This window comes from Enterococcus sp. LJL99, from assembly GCF_054871725.1.
The window spans coordinates 49,135-64,512 of sequence record NZ_JBTXLT010000002.1 but is presented as its reverse complement, the minus strand read 5'-3'; the positions used below and the strand labels follow the sequence as shown (position 1 = coordinate 64,512).

The following is a 15,378-nucleotide window of genomic DNA, read 5'->3' as shown; positions in this document are numbered from 1 at the left end:
TCCTTTGATTTTCTTAACTATAAAAACAATCATTCTATGTGTACATTATTTAATTGATTTTTTTATTTGAATATCCCGAACAAATGAGTATTCGTTCATATATCATAAACCAATTATATATGAACGAATACTCATTTGTCAATCGATATTGTATTTTTTTGAACAAAAAAAAACTTAGCGTAAAACTATTTGTCAGTTTTACGCTAAGTTTAGCTATTATAACCTGATTTTTAATCTTCAACTGTTAATTTTCTTCTCTATATTTTTTTACTTCTGATAATTGCTGTTTTAATTCTTTTCTTTTATCTAATAAAACATAGACTAAACCAATCAAAAATGGCAACACAAAGCTGGCAAATCGATAAAGTAATAAAGAAGAAACCGCATCTACCGTTCCTACTAAAGGATTAAACAAAAGTAAATAAACAAATTCAAAGGGTCCGATTCCTGCTGGTGTTGGAAAAATTCCCGATAAAATCACAGCAAAACTTGTAAATGATACCACTAACAAAAAATCGATAGTTGGATGATTTTCCAACAATACAAAATAAGGAATCGTATACCAAAATAAAAGTTTCAATACATTCCAACCAAAAATCCGTCCCATAGCGGAACGATCTTTTGTGATTGTTAACACTGTTTCTCGTAAAGAATAAATTTGGATATTACACTGATCTACCCAATCTCTTAATTTTTTCCGTTTAAAGTGCTTATTTGTCCATTTAATCAATAGTACCTGTAATTTTAAACTACTTGAAAGAACAAGCAAGGTCAAAATAATTAATGAGGTAACAATGATACCGACAATAATGAATGGAATCATCTTTGGTGCATACTCATAAAACAGTGAAAATTGAAACATCAATCCGATTAAGGAAAGAAAAATAACCGCTGTTTTATACATAATCATATGTAACGCAGTAATCCCCACGCCTTGAGACAAAGCCAACCCTTTCTTTTTATAAAAATAAATTTCTGATAATAAGGTCCCTGTTCCAAAAGAAATTACACGATAAAAGGCAACAAAGCATGAGGTGAAAAAGCCATCTTTGACCGTAAAATCGTCATCAAAATGACTAACAATGGCTTTAATCGATTGCCCCTCCACCACTTGGTAACAAATTCCTAAAAAGAGAACCAGTAAAACGACGGTCCAACTTGTTTTTAACAATTGAGCAAAAATTTCACCAAGAGAATGATCCATTACATAAATAATAATACCTAGAATAATGACCAATAAAATAATGTTTAGAAAAATTTTTGTTTTAGAGCTTTTTTTCATGTGTTCTCCTCGCTATTTCCCATGACAAAAATAAATAAGTACAACTGCCACAAAAGTACCTACTAAGTAACAAAAATAAAAACGAATTTTTTTAGTTTTATGATTGAATAATTGTTGCGAAATTAAGCCTCCAATTCCTCCACCTAAAACCCCCAGAACTATCAATGTTCGTTCTGGAATACGATTTTTTCGTCTTCGAGCTTGGCGTTTATCGTAATACATCAAGAAAACTTCTAGCGCATTGACAATTAATAAATAAATCAAAGATAACATCCATATTAATTGGCTCACAATTATTCCTCCATATTTTCAATGAATCAATACTACTCTTCTTTCTTTGGTGCAAAAATAATTAAGCCATTATTGATAACTTTCATGTTAATTGGTAAATTATCACTCGGATCTCCGTCTACTCGCGTTCCTATTTTTTTCTTTTGATTACTTGTAATTCTTATTTCATTTGCAGTAATATAATTCAATTCAGGAATTTCAGATATTTTACCTAAGATAATTTTTGGTAGATAAAAAATAATTTTATAAAAATGCAACTTAGGTAAGATTGAAAGATGGAATAAGCCGTCATCTGGAGTTGCAGATGAATCAAAATTTGTATAGCCACCAACAGAATTAGTCATATTTATCGTAACTAATTGTGTTTTCCCTTTCCATGTTTCTTTTTCTGTTTGAACTTCTATGTAGTACCTTTTCTTTTTAAATAGCAACTTGAAAAAATTTTTGACAAATATCATTTTGCCATATTTTTGTTTTTCTTTTTGAGTAATTCTTGCTGCGGTATCAGCTAATATTCCAATTGTTAATGTACTAACAATCACTTTATTATTAACTGTTCCATAATCGACTGCCTGAGTATCTCCTTTAAGAATCACATCTGCCGCCTTTTCAAATTCAAGCGGAATGCCCAATACTCTTGCTAAATTATTAACCGTTCCCCCAGGTAAAAGACCCACTCTAACCTTTGAAAGAATTTTTTTGAAATCATTCACATTATGATTGATTGTTCCGTCACCACCAATCATGATAACTGTATCCACCTGTTCTTTTTCTGCTTTTTTTACATTTTTCTGCCCATCAATATCAGGTCCAACTTGCTCTAAAAAAAATTTTGTGGTTTCAAAGCCATTATTTTTTGCATATTCAACAAATTTTTCAGCAATTTCCTTGCCGTTATTTTTTCCAGATGTTTCATTAAATAAAATCATCACTTTTTTCATTGTTATCCCCCACAATCTTCTTTATAGTAGAAAATTAATAAAATTTGAACCATCTAATTGTATAAGAAAAATACTCATTAAACAAGATTTCAATTAGATTGATAGAATGAACGAACCTGAGTAAAAACGAAAAATTCGTTTTTATCAGGTTCTGAATCAAAAAAATTACATGTTTACAGTTGTTTTACTAAAGGGAAAAACTATCACTATTGCAAACTGAGTATAGACATTCTATTCAAAAGTTCTTACTTTCAAACATGTACTTGACTTGTCTTTTCAATAGAAAATGACTTATTTTGCATTAAGTTCAGCGATTTTTACAATCACATCCGTTGCTTTTTCCATTGATTGAAGCGAAACGAACTCAAAGCGGCCATGCATATTTTCCCCACCAGCAAAAATATTCGGAGTTGGTATTCCTAAATAAGAAATCTTCGAACCATCTGTTCCACCACGAACTGCTTCAATGATTGGCTCTACATCAACTGCCACCATTGCTTCTTTGGCAAGTTCAATAATCGACAAATCTTTTTCAATGATTTCTCCCATATTATAATACTGATCAAATAAATTAATTTGGATTCTTGGTTGATCTAAGCGGTGATTCAACTCTGCTTGAATTTGCAAAATTTTTGCTTTTCTTGCTTCAAACAATTCACGATCATGGTCTCGAATGATATACGTCATTGTTGCTTCTTCTGGACTACCACTTAATTCGGCTAAATGGAAGAAGCCTTCTCTGCCTTCAGTTTTTTCTGGCACTTCATCTTTTGGCAACTTATTATGAAAATCAATCGCTAGTTGCAAAGCATTGACCATTGTATTTTTTGCCGTTCCAGGATGGACATTTTTTCCTTGGATTGTAATTTCAGCTTGTGCTGCATTAAACGTCTCAAATTGTAGTTCTCCTACTGGTCCACCATCCATTGTATAGGCAAAATCAACATTGAATTGAGCCACATCGAATTTATCTGCTCCAACACCGATTTCTTCATCAGGACCAAAAGCCACTCGAATTGTTCCATGCTCAATCAATGGATTTTTGATTAAAATTTCCATTGCAGTCATAATTTCTGCAATTCCAGATTTATCATCTGAGCCTAACAAAGTCGTTCCATCTGTTGTAATTAACGTTTGATTTTTATAGTTTTTCAGATTAGGAAAATCTTTGGTATTTAACGTATACTTGCCCTCTTTATCTAACTGAATCGTTGATTCTCCATCATAATGTTCGATAATTTGTGGGTTTACATTTTCAGCATTAAAATCAGCTGTATCCATATGAGCGATAAATCCAATTGAACGGACGTCTTTTTCAGTATTACTTGGTAAAGTGGCAATTACAAAACCATTTGTCTCATTATAAATAACATCACTCATCCCTAATTCTTCTAATTCCTTTTTTAGGGTTTGCGCAAACACTACTTGCGTATGAGTGGATGGGGTCGTTTCACTTTTTGCATTAGAACGAGTTTCTGTTTTTACATAACGTAAAAAACGAGGTAATAAATTTTCATACATGGGACATGCTCCTCTTCTTATCTAAATTGAAATGGATTTGTATCGATCTCTGAAGCGATAAACGTTACATCCCAATTATAATCTTTTTTCCACTGATTGAACAGTTTGACCAACTTTGGCTTACACAACTGTTCAATATAGTGACCTGGATCAATTACTGCTAATCCTTCAGATAGCATATCGTGACCAGTATGATAATAAACATCACCAGTAATATAAACATCTGCTTGCTGTCTCAAAGCATCAGGGAAAAACTTTTCTCCACTTCCACCGCAGATCGCAATTTTTTTGACTAACTGATTGTCATCGTTAGCAACCAATCTCAAACCATCTAAAGCAAATACTTTTTTCACTTCATTGACAAATTCTTTCAAAGGAACAGCTTCTTTTAAATAACCGATACGCCCTAATCCATATTCTTTTTCAAAATTTTCAATAACAAATAGATCATAGGCCGGCTCTTCATAAGGATGAACAGCTTTCATCGCATCAACGACTTGTTTTTGAAGGGTTTGTAGAAAAATAACTTCTATTTTTACTTCTTGTACCGCTTCTTCTTGATTTATTTGTCCAATTGCAGGGTTAGCTCCTTCAACAGGAGTAAATCTACCTGTTCCAACACTAGAAAAGCTGACATTTTGATAGTCTCCAATCGAACCTGCTCCAGCCTTTCCTAATGCTTCTCGCATAAGCGATGCATTATCAACAGGGGTAAAAACAATCATTTTTTTATAAGGAATACTGTGTGTTTTCGTTAAGAAGTTTGTATTTCCAATGGATAATTCTTCACAAAACCAATCATTCAAGCCATTTTCAATAATATCCATATTCGTATGAGCCGTGAAAACAGCAATATCGTTTTTTAGCAAATCAGTATACATCTTCGTTTGAATATCATCGATTGCTAAACGTTTGATAGGTCTAAAAATAGGTGGATGTTTGGCAATAATCAAATCAATTTCTTTCTCAATCGCTTCTTCAACCACCTCTGGACGAACATCTAAGGTAACTAAAACACGATTAATTTCTTTATTTAAGGTACCAATATGTAGTCCGACTGGGTCACCAACTTCAGCTAATGATTCAGGACAATAACGGTTAAATCGCTCAATAAATGTTTTGCCATTTATGCTCATTTTAGTTTAAAACCTCCTTAATCCATTCAATTTCAGCATTAATCTGTTGTTTTTTATCTGTATGAGCTTCCTTCGCTTGTTGTAATTTTTCTAAAATGGCTTGTCTTTGTTTTAATTCACTTTGCCATTTTTCTTCAAATATTGTCGATTTTTGTTGTAAAAGTTTTGGTCCAAAAAGAATTTCTGCTTCAGAATATTCTTCAACTTGAGGTAACTTTTCAGCCACAATGATTTCATAGCGTTTATTATTTTCTTCCATAATTTTCTCAGCTAAAATTGAATACTCATGATCAACCAACCACTGACGGACTAAGTGTTCACCTACATTAGGTTGTAAAATTAAACGCTCCGAACCATTTATTTTTTGTTTTTGCCAGCCAGCTTCAAGGATATTTCGGATTAACGCACCGCCCATCCCACAAATCGTCACAGCTGTAATCTGGTCTTCTTCAATAATCGCATCTAGGCCATCTGCTAAACGAACAATTATATAATCGACCAAGCCACTTTTCATCACTTGTTTTTTAGCTGATTCAAATGGACCTTTCACCACTTCACCTGCAACAGCAAAAGCGATTTTCTTTTGCAGCATCAAGGCTACTGGTAAATAGGCATGATCAGAACCGATATCAGCTAAACGGCTATTTTCTGGGACAAAATCCCCAACATATTCTAAACGTTTTGATAATTGCATTTCATTCATTTTATTGATTCCTCCAGCGCTTATTATACCATTGAAAAACGGGGATTTAAACATCGATGGTTGACCTTTAAAATCCCCTGATATTTCTGTTTATTTAATTAAACTTTTTTATTTAAAATTAAACATTCGAATGGCTTGATGGTTCTCGTCAATCAATTTAGACATATCAAGGATACAGCAGTAATATTCATTCATCAAACGAGATAAGGTTTCATTTCCCTCCACTTGATATTCCTGGAAATAATCCTCTTCAATAGTCAGATTATCAGTTTTTAGTTTCTTTTGGATCTCTAGTAATTTATTCTCGCAGTCAACTAACCAATGTTGAATTTCTTGATTCTCATTACCGATTGGCGTTTTAATATAAATTTGTTCTGCTTTTCCTAACATCAAATAGGAATTGTTCAACAACTCTGTAAACTGCAAATCATTTATTTCATGTTTATTTACATATTCGCTCAATTTCAAATAAAATAAACTACTTGTAATCTGGCTTTTAGCAAAACTAAAGTAGTCATCCTTACCAGCCATTTTTTCTCTAATCAAGCGCAGAAAAGTCAAATGAATATGAGCAAATCTAAAGAAGTTTCGATTGAATAAAAAATGTCTATTAAATGGAAATAGTAATTGACTGAAAAAGTAGACAATAATAATAGAAACTAAAATGAAACCGACTCTCAATTCTGTCGCAATGGTTATTGGCAGAGCTAATGTAGTAAGAACCAAACTAAAGATAGTTGAAATTGCTGTCTGAGTGATTGAACTTGGCTTTAATGTATAGACAAATATTCCAAGTATACTAGCTAAAATGACATGTTGAAGAGGAGTAGTTAACCATGGCAAACAAAGCAAACAAATGATACATCCAACAAAAGTTCCCAAAAAACGATTTTTTATTCTAAAATTGGTTTCTTCACTTAAAGGGTGAATCAACAGAAAAACGTTCATCGGTAACCAAACAGCTTTCGTTACATTGAACATAGAAACAATACAAAAACAGAGTGTTAGTAGAAAGCTAATTTTTACTGCAGTGAAAAATTCAAAATGTTCGAGTCCATCTTTAAGTGTTTTGAATTCACTAAGAAATGGGCGTTTCTTTTTAGGAAGCTTCCAAGAATAATTTCTTTCTGTTAATATCTTTAAAATATGGAGAGTATGCGACAAAATACTGATGACTAAATCATTTTCATAAGTGTCTTTTACTCTTTTTAAATAGGCTTCTCCTTGAATGATTCCTTTGTTCAAATCTTCCGAATGATTCAAGTTCAACGAACAAATCAAATCCAAATAAGCTGTTAGCTCTTCTATATAATGAGGGGTACTATTTTTTAATTTTTCAAATTCATCAGTTTGTTCACAGTAATAAATAATTCGTTGAATTAGCAAGCCATAATTATAGGCAATTCGCACTTCAAAATCCGCTCGTAACCCATCCTCATGATAAATATAAGATTGCTGATAAATCGTATACATATATTCCTTTAGCTTATTTAAATTTATTGTTTCCAACTCGACATCGGTCAATAATTCACTAATAAGCAAAAAGATTTTTTTCTCTATTTTATTATTTGAGTTGAATTGATTATAAATAATAATAGCTAAAATAAAGATAACTTCACCAAATAATGACGCAGAGATTTTTACAAAAATACTATGATTATCTAAAATCAATTGAGAAAAAATAAAATTCATTAAACTAACATAATACCCTAGTGGATTAAACTGAGAAGATTTCATATAAACTAAGTAAAAAATGACAGTCAAATTCAAAAAGAGAGTCAAAAAAATATTTATGGTTGCAAAATAGCCTAATACACTGATTAGTAATTGACAAAAGGAAAATTTTACCAGTAATGGGATCGAACTATTCTTCTGATAATTCAACTTAAACATAATCGTGAATACTGGAACAAGAATCACAAATTTAAAGCCAAAAAATTTGATCATCAGAAAAAACAACAATAAAAAGAAGGTAATCACTGGAGACTGCGAACGTAATTTCATAAAAAACGAAGGCGCAGTTACTTTATCTATTTCTTTCTTCATTTACTTCTCCAATCTATAAACTGCAAAACAGAATAATTATAGCATAAATTGCCACGTAACTCGTAACTAACATCTGTTTAATTTAATCAATTAAAGAAATCATAAGAAACAAACAAATTTGATTACTACTGAAACTAACTTCACTGTCCTATTCATTAGGTCAAAATAGACCTTCTAAAGAAAAATCTGACTAACTTTAGAAGGTCGAAAATTTTACCTGATTGTTTGATTAGCTAAGTATTTAATAACTAATCAATTAGACGTTCCCTTACTATTTCTTTTTTGACTTTCTTTGCGTAATTCTTTATACGCTTTTTTAGAACCTCGCTCCAAATCTCGTCGTTTTTTCCGAACTTTATATTCTTCAAACAAGGAGTCTAAATCATAATTATCTGGGTATAGTTCTTGCCCTGGTTGTTCTAATTTTAATTTCTTTTGATGCACCATAATCATTTCCTGATTAAGGTAAATTTTTACCATCTGTGTCCCAATCATCCGTTCGTAGACCAAACCAATTTTATTTTTTTCAGTCCAGAGAACTCGATCGCCTTTATGAAAAACGACATCTTTTTCTTTCGGCTCAACGGGCATCTTTTCTGTTTTAAATACTTTCTTTTGCGTTTCATACTCGCGGGAAATTAAATAGCTTTTAGCTTGTTTGATTACTTGTTGATTCAGGTCCATTTTTTCGGCAATCCAAAAAGCGTTACTATCACCCGTTTCTCCTAAAAGTAATTGATATTTAGGTGTCAATTTCTCTGAATCAAAAGCCATTGCAGCGGTCGTGAAATCTTCATGTTCTTGTGAATACCGTTTGATTTCACCGTAATGAGTGGTTGTTAAAAGAATACTTCCTTTTTGATAAAATGCCTCCATGATGGCAATGGCTAACGCTGCTCCTTCATTTGGTTCTGTTCCACTGCCGATTTCATCTAACAGAATCAGACTATTCGCTTTTGTTTGTCTATAAATTGTCGATATATTATTCATATGTCCAGAAAAAGTACTTAGTGAATTTTCAATACTTTGTTGATCCCCGATATCAACAAAAATTTGATCAAATAGTGCAATCGTTGTTCCTTGATCAGCTTTGATTTGTAACCCAATCATTGTTTGCAAGGTAATTAAAGCTAATGTTTTTAATACGACTGTTTTACCGCCAGCATTAGGGCCAGTGATGGTTAGACCTCTATATTCTTTTCCTATTTTTAAAGACAGCGGAACTGCTTGTTCTCCAAGTAACGGATGACAAACATTGATTAGTTCAACGATCCCTTCTCGGTTAATATTAGGTTCAATCCCTTTGATTTCTCTACTAAATTTAGCCTTAGCAAAAATCATGTCATATTCTGCTACTACTTCGATATTTTGCTGAATAACTTGCATTTTTTCGGCAATTGCTCCTGTTAATTCAGATAAAATTTGATAGACTTCTGTCGCTTCTTCCATTTTTAAAACCAACAACTTATCGTTCAATTTACCGATCCCTTTAGGTTCAATAAAAACAGTTGTTCCTTTCGTTGAGGCGTCTACGATCGTCCCAGATACTTGATTTTTAAAAGAAGCTTTGATAGGAACTGTAAATCGTTCATTTTTTTTAACGACCACTGCTTCTTGTATTTTGGCTTTATTTTGAGAATGTCTTAAAAACGTCTGCATTTTTTGATCGATTTCTTTTTCACAATTTGCTATCGCATTGCGGATTTTTCTAAGCTCTCGACTTGCATCGTTCTCTACTTGATTATTTCGAATTACTTGATAAATTCGTTCTTCTATTTCTGTAAAAATAGTCAAACTTTCACTATATTGAGCTAATAAAGGAGCCAAAAATTGATTTTTTTGCATAAATTGTTGAATCATCCGACTACTTCTTAAAAAATCGGCGTAATTAATCAATTCTTTCGGCTCTAATACAAATCCTTTTTCTACTTGATTGGTTAAATGATCCAGCCCACTCAATCCCATAAATGGAACATGTAGATTAGCCATTAAAATAGCTTTTCCTTCTGCTGTTTCTTGTAACCTTTTTTTAACTACATCAATTTTTGCGCTAGGTTGCAGTGCTTGAACACGTTTTTTCCCATATTCACTAATAATGTAGCTACTTAATTTATCTTTAATTACATTAAATTGTGTTTTTTCAAATGTTTCGTTATTCATAGTTATCTCCAATCTTTTTTGAGATACCTATCTATTTTTAATTAGCAAAAAGGTATGAACAGACCTTTTTTATTACTAAAGCGAAAAAAAAACACGACAGGAAGCCCCTATCGTGTGGATTCATTCACTAAACTTGTAAAGTAAAAAGAAGATTACTCCTAATAAAATTAATTAGAGCTTACTTTTTCTGTTCGTTTATGAGTATTGGATAGGTATCAAACATATGCACACTAAATAAACTATCTAAAATAGACGACTGTTTATTTACTGATTCAATTACTTATGTTTAAACCGATACACTCACAAAAACACCTCAAAATTTTCTTTCGCTAATTTATACTCGTTTAAAGTATACGAATAAATCAAAGATTGGTCAAGTTTTTTTTAAACTGAAATTTAAACTGAAGAAAAAAACTAGACTCACCGTTTACTTTGGCAAGTCTAGTTTTTATTGACTATTTAAGCTTCTTCAGCATATAATTGTCCAGTTTTTTCATCGACTGGATCTAATTTATTAAAGATTCCTTTTGTTCTAAAAATATACGTTAACACTAATGGGACAACTACAGCGATTATCATTGCACCAAGGAAGGCTAAGTAATATTCTGGTACAATTGATAAAATACCTGGAAGACCACCAACACCAATACTTGTTGCTTTAACTTTAAGCAAAGTAGCAAATAGCCCTGCACAAGCCGAACCAATCATTCCTGCTACAAAAGGATATACATATTTTAAATTAATCCCAAACATTGCCGGTTCAGTAACACCAAGATAACAAGAAATCATGGCTGGAATTGACACTTGCTCTTCCTTTTTATTCCCTTTGTGCATAAAGATTACTGCAAGTACTGCAGATCCTTGAGCAATATTTGATAAAGCAATCATTGGCCAAAGATTTGTCGATTGAAAATCAGCAATCAATTGTAAATCAATCGCATTCGTCATATGATGCAGCCCTGTAATAACCAGTGGTGCATATAAGAACCCAAACACAGCCCCAAATAACCAATTTAATGAAGATGTTAATCCAGCATTTACAATATCAGAAATCCAACTTCCGATTGTCCAACCAACAGGACCTAAGATAACATGTGCTGCTAAAACAGTTGGTACTAAAGCAAACAATGGAACAAAAATCATTGATACAGCTTGCGGAATAATCTTTCTAAAGAATATTTCCAAATAAGCTAGTAAGAAACCTGCAAGCATTGCTGGAATCACTTGCGCTTGGTAACCAATCATATTAACTTGAGCGAAGCCAAAATCCCAAAACGGAATATCGCCTGCTGCGGTAGTTGCTACAGAATATGCATTTAATAATTGCGGTGAAACTAATGTAATACCTAAAACAATACCCAAAATTTGTGTCGTTCCCATTTTCTTCGTGATACTCCAAGTAATCCCTACTGGTAAGAATTGGAATATCGCTTCACCAATCAACCATAAAAATGAATTAACACCACTCCAAAATTGAGAAACATCAACAATCTTTTGCCCATCTAAAAAGCCGAAGGGAATTCCTTCTAACACATTACGAAAACCTAGAATCAATCCACCAATAACCAAAGCGGGAATCAAAGGAGTGAAAATTTCTGCCAATACCGAGATTGCGCGTTGAACAAAATTTAAATTTTGTTTTGCAGCCGCTTTCCCTTCCTCTTTAGAAACCCCTTCTAACCCAGATATTTCAGAAAAATCATTATAAAATTGTGGTACTTCGTTCCCAATAATAACTTGAAATTGCCCCGCATTTGTAAATGTTCCTTTAACAGACGGTATTTCTTCAATTGCAGCTTTGTCCGCCTTATCTGTGTCATTTAAAACAAACCTCATTCTCGTTGCACAATGCGAAACGGCAGCAACATTTTCTTTGCCACCAACATTTTCTAAAAGTTTCTGTGCATCTTCTTTAAACTTACCCATTCGTTTTGCTCCTCTCAATTTTTTAGACAACTTGTATATACAATTTCCCTGTATTTGTATAATACTTTATTATTGATTTTTTTACAAGCGTTTTCTTTTCGTTATTCAAAAAAAATAAAATTGTATTCCTACAAATTTAGATTTATACTTTTAAATATAAATAAACTAAACTTTATAGTTAAAGGAAATGATAAAAATGACTAATAAAAAATTAGATATTATCAACAAAACAGCGGCTATTTCAGTCGAGAAAGATAATGGAACATTTGTTGATTATTTTCTTTTTGAAGAATTTGAAGTGCACTATAACAAGATTCCTGAAAACTGTGTACAAGATTGGCATTCACATCATGCAATAGAAGAAATCATTGTTGTTGATCAGGGAAGTTTAGTTGTGGAGTGGATTGAAAATAAAACGATTTATACTAAAACCGTAGAAGAAAAAGAAATCATTCGAATGAAGAATAGTATTCACCGTTTATCAAATCCGTCAAACACTATTGCTGAATGTACAATTTTTAGATTTGTTCCTCACCATCAAGACTATTCGCAACTAATCAAGCAAGATAAGAAAGAGTATTCACTCAGTGAGATTCAATCTATTCTTGAAAATGAATAAAAAATCCTATCTTCAAACGAAGATAGGAAAAAAGGAGTTTTACTCAAAAGAGTAAAATGAAAAAATAAAAAGGGTTGTTGTTGGTATAACTGTATACTACGTTCTTACTTAAAAGAATGCAAATGAAACGCTCTAAATTAAGTTTGGGCCAGAATCATAGCAAGCCTAACTCCTTCGCTTTCTCTACAACCAAAACTCTAGAATTTACTTCTAACTTTCGATAAATATTTAAAATATGTGTTTTCACTGTTGCTAATGAAATAAACAACTTTTTAGCAATTTCTTTGTTTGTGTAGCCCGCTGAAATTTCCAAAAGAACTTCTAATTCTCTGTCAGTTAAAATAATCGTTGGCTTATTTTTAGAAAGTTGCAGAATTTCTTTATGAAAAGCATGTTCAGTCAAGCCTAAATCTTCAATAATCGTGGAACCAAAGCGTTCATTTAACTGATTTATCTCTTCTTTATACAGAAAAAATGGTGCTAGAATTCGATTTTCACACGCATAGTAAATGCATTCATTATATAAATTTTTAACTAACAAATCTTCAAAGTCTGTAGAACTCAACTTAATCTTAATTTTCAATAGACAAGCTTCAACAATTTTAAGAAAATTCTTACTCGCTCGATTCTTTGCAAGAAGTTGATCAATTTGATTCGTCGCAGCTTGTACCTCCCCTTTTTCTAATAAAATCATACAATAAAGCAATTGACTCTCTTGTAAAGAGACGGTTTCACTTGATAAGTATTCTTGTATAAATTGATCTTTGAAGCGATCACTGAGTTGGTTTTCTTTTAAAGAATATTTGAACAAACCGCCACGAGTTAAAAGGCTAGCATACTCATTAGAAAAACTTTGACCAATTGTCTGCATAACTTCAAAGGCTTCTTGTGGTTGCTGATTTAAGTATAAATACTCAGCATAATTATAGTTATATGCATCATTCATCTCATTTTGAATTTTGATATCAATCTTTTTCAGCGCATGCTCAGCTTCAACCAAATCTAGACGCTTTAAGTAAATACCAATAATAGTAATATTAAAACTTATTTCAAGATTTTTTTTGACTTCTTCTGAAAAGGCGATTCCAGTTTTCTTCTTATTGATAATTTCTAGCTGGGAAAGAGCTAAATTTAACTCCCCTAATTCTTCATAGATTTGTCCCAAAAGCGTTTGACTGAAATACGTTAGAAAAGGATGTTGCTTTGACTGATTCAACTCTAAACAGAGTAAGGTAAAATCAAGAGCTTCTCTAAACTGGTTCTGATAAAAAAGAATCACAGCATTTTTCAATAAAAGAAAGCCTTTTGAAACACTATTCAAATTCAATGATTCAATCGCTGAAAGACTGATAACTTCCTTATTAGCAGCAATTGGTGGGGTTCCTAATAGCATATTTAACCCATCTGCCACTTGTATTTCATCAATATTAGAATATTTTTTCGCTAATTGGTCTAAAAGCAACTGACAATATTCAAAATCCAAAATGGAATAATGGTAAAAAAATTTTTGATAAGCAAAATCAATATTTTCGATAGCATTTTTCATTGGAACTTTCCCAAAATAATACATTGTCCGTGTCATTATTTTTTCATTCAATAAAAAAGTCATTAATGTTTCGTATTCTTCAATTTCAAGTAATAATTGAAAGCCTTCATCAATTTCTGTTTGCTGGATAAAAGAGACGGCTCCTTTAAAAATAATTGTTGTTTGCTCCTCTTTAGGTAATTGCTTAAATTTTGTTTTTAAGAAATCTTTGAAGATTGGGTGGTATTGATAGCTTTGACTTTCTTGATCAATACAAGAAATCAGTAAATTTTTACCAATCAATTGGGTCATCATGGCTTTGAAATCCTCAGTTTCAACTTCCGATATGGCTCGCGCAGTTTCTTGATTAATGTACGTAAAGCAACTCGTTTTAGTTAGAAATAGTTGTTCCTCTAAAGATAAATAAACAAATATTTCATTGGATAAATATTGAAAAAGTAGTGTATCATTCGTTGATAAATGAGATGACTGCTCACCATTTTTAGGATAGCCACAAAGCAATAACTTCAGCCCGCCAACCCAACCATTAGCAGCAACAATCAATTTTTCTCGCTCACTTGGAACTAAATGAGCAGTTTCAGGAAACTGTTGAATCAACTTACCTGCTTCATCCTTTGATAAAAATAAATCTGTTTCCTTAATAGAATGTAACTGATCATCCAGCACTAACTTGCCAAGGTACAGAGGAATCTCATATCGAGTAAGTAGTAAAAAATGAACCGTTGACGGAGTTTGCTCCATCAATTCTTCGATTGTTTTTAAGACAAAAGAATCTGTAATAAAATGAAAATCATCCAATACAATGACTATCTCCGAACCAATAGACAGAGAATTAATCACATAGGCCAACAGATTTCCAATAGTCTGTTCATTAATTCCTGCTTGAAAAAAAGATATGCTTTCGTCATCAAAAAAACACTGTAAACTGTCAATGATATAGCTCCAAAAAACAAAAAGTTGGTTACAATCTTGATACAGACTAATCCACTGAATATGAGTATTTTTAGGTATTGTTGTCAAAAAATTATTTACTGCTGTCGTTTTCCCTTTGCCCGCGCCCGCTTCAACTATTGTTACTTTTTTTGAGAGCCCTATTTTTAGTAAATCAGTAATTTTCTTTCGCTCAATCAAATTTTTTTGTAGCTCTGGTCGTTTAATTCTTGTATTGATTACTTTATGCACACCAACGACTCCCCTTACATTAAAG

11 protein-coding genes are annotated in these 15,378 nt (G+C 32.1%); 1 reads left to right on the top strand and 10 read right to left on the bottom strand.

Translation table 11 applies throughout. The annotated features are described in order from the left end of the window. Window positions 1-244: 244 nt before the first annotated feature. The 9 genes from ACYSNW_RS03435 to treP all read right to left on the bottom strand — a co-directional run bounded on the left by ACYSNW_RS03435 (window position 245) and on the right by treP (window position 12,006). On the bottom strand, window positions 245-1,282 hold the full coding sequence (locus ACYSNW_RS03435) for a lysylphosphatidylglycerol synthase transmembrane domain-containing protein (protein WP_461743056.1): 1,038 nt from the start codon (window positions 1,280-1,282) through the stop codon (window positions 245-247). Between the two features lie 12 nt (window positions 1,283-1,294). Then, window positions 1,295-1,573, bottom strand: coding sequence for a DUF1294 domain-containing protein (locus ACYSNW_RS03430; protein ID WP_461743055.1), 279 nt, complete (start codon window positions 1,571-1,573; stop codon window positions 1,295-1,297). Between the two features lie 32 nt (window positions 1,574-1,605). Continuing rightward, window positions 1,606-2,514, bottom strand: a complete 909-nt coding sequence (locus ACYSNW_RS03425; protein ID WP_461743054.1) for a diacylglycerol/lipid kinase family protein — start codon at window positions 2,512-2,514, stop codon at window positions 1,606-1,608. A gap of 291 nt (window positions 2,515-2,805) precedes the next feature. After that, the gene (gene pepT, locus ACYSNW_RS03420) at window positions 2,806-4,035 is read right to left on the bottom strand and encodes a peptidase T (protein ID WP_461743053.1); all 1,230 of its coding nucleotides are present in this window, start codon (window positions 4,033-4,035) and stop codon (window positions 2,806-2,808) included. 17 nt (window positions 4,036-4,052) lie between these two features. Then, on the bottom strand, window positions 4,053-5,171 hold the full coding sequence (locus tag ACYSNW_RS03415) for a Nif3-like dinuclear metal center hexameric protein (RefSeq protein WP_461743052.1): 1,119 nt from the start codon (window positions 5,169-5,171) through the stop codon (window positions 4,053-4,055). Window position 5,172: 1 nt separating this feature from the next. After that, a complete protein-coding gene (locus tag ACYSNW_RS03410) occupies window positions 5,173-5,874 on the bottom strand; it encodes a tRNA (adenine(22)-N(1))-methyltransferase (RefSeq protein WP_461743051.1) in 702 nt (233 codons plus the stop codon). A 108-nt stretch (window positions 5,875-5,982) separates the two neighbouring features. Then, on the bottom strand, window positions 5,983-7,920 hold the full coding sequence (locus ACYSNW_RS03405) for an FUSC family protein (RefSeq protein ID WP_461743050.1): 1,938 nt from the start codon (window positions 7,918-7,920) through the stop codon (window positions 5,983-5,985). A 252-nt stretch (window positions 7,921-8,172) separates the two neighbouring features. Continuing rightward, window positions 8,173-10,080, bottom strand: coding sequence for an endonuclease MutS2 (locus ACYSNW_RS03400; RefSeq protein ID WP_461743049.1), 1,908 nt, complete (start codon window positions 10,078-10,080; stop codon window positions 8,173-8,175). A 459-nt stretch (window positions 10,081-10,539) separates the two neighbouring features. Next, window positions 10,540-12,006: a PTS system trehalose-specific EIIBC component gene (treP, locus tag ACYSNW_RS03395; protein WP_461743048.1), complete on the bottom strand. Its 1,467-nt coding sequence runs from the start codon at window positions 12,004-12,006 to the stop codon at window positions 10,540-10,542. Window positions 12,007-12,202: 196 nt separating this feature from the next. Between treP and ACYSNW_RS03390 the strand changes: the two genes are divergently transcribed. Next, the gene (locus ACYSNW_RS03390) at window positions 12,203-12,625 is read left to right on the top strand and encodes a cupin domain-containing protein (protein ID WP_461743047.1); all 423 of its coding nucleotides are present in this window, start codon (window positions 12,203-12,205) and stop codon (window positions 12,623-12,625) included. A 154-nt stretch (window positions 12,626-12,779) separates the two neighbouring features. Here the strand turns inward: ACYSNW_RS03390 and ACYSNW_RS03385 are convergent, their stop codons facing one another. Continuing rightward, window positions 12,780-15,353, bottom strand: a complete 2,574-nt coding sequence (locus ACYSNW_RS03385) for a response regulator transcription factor (RefSeq protein ID WP_461743046.1) — start codon at window positions 15,351-15,353, stop codon at window positions 12,780-12,782. Between the last annotated feature and the right edge of the window lie 25 nt (window positions 15,354-15,378).

Coding starts and splice junctions, on each gene's coding strand:
- ACYSNW_RS03435 (WP_461743056.1), bottom strand. CDS start 1,282: ATGAAAAAAAGCTCTAAAACAAAAATTTTTCTAAACATTATTTTATTG.
- ACYSNW_RS03425 (WP_461743054.1), bottom strand. CDS start 2,514: ATGAAAAAAGTGATGATTTTATTTAATGAAACATCTGGAAAAAATAAC.
- pepT (WP_461743053.1), bottom strand. CDS start 4,035: ATGTATGAAAATTTATTACCTCGTTTTTTACGTTATGTAAAAACAGAA.
- ACYSNW_RS03415 (WP_461743052.1), bottom strand. CDS start 5,171: ATGAGCATAAATGGCAAAACATTTATTGAGCGATTTAACCGTTATTGT.
- ACYSNW_RS03410 (WP_461743051.1), bottom strand. CDS start 5,874: ATGAATGAAATGCAATTATCAAAACGTTTAGAATATGTTGGGGATTTT.
- ACYSNW_RS03405 (WP_461743050.1), bottom strand. CDS start 7,920: ATGAAGAAAGAAATAGATAAAGTAACTGCGCCTTCGTTTTTTATGAAA.
- ACYSNW_RS03400 (WP_461743049.1), bottom strand. CDS start 10,080: ATGAATAACGAAACATTTGAAAAAACACAATTTAATGTAATTAAAGAT.
- treP (WP_461743048.1), bottom strand. CDS start 12,006: ATGGGTAAGTTTAAAGAAGATGCACAGAAACTTTTAGAAAATGTTGGT.
- ACYSNW_RS03390 (WP_461743047.1), top strand. CDS start 12,203: ATGACTAATAAAAAATTAGATATTATCAACAAAACAGCGGCTATTTCA.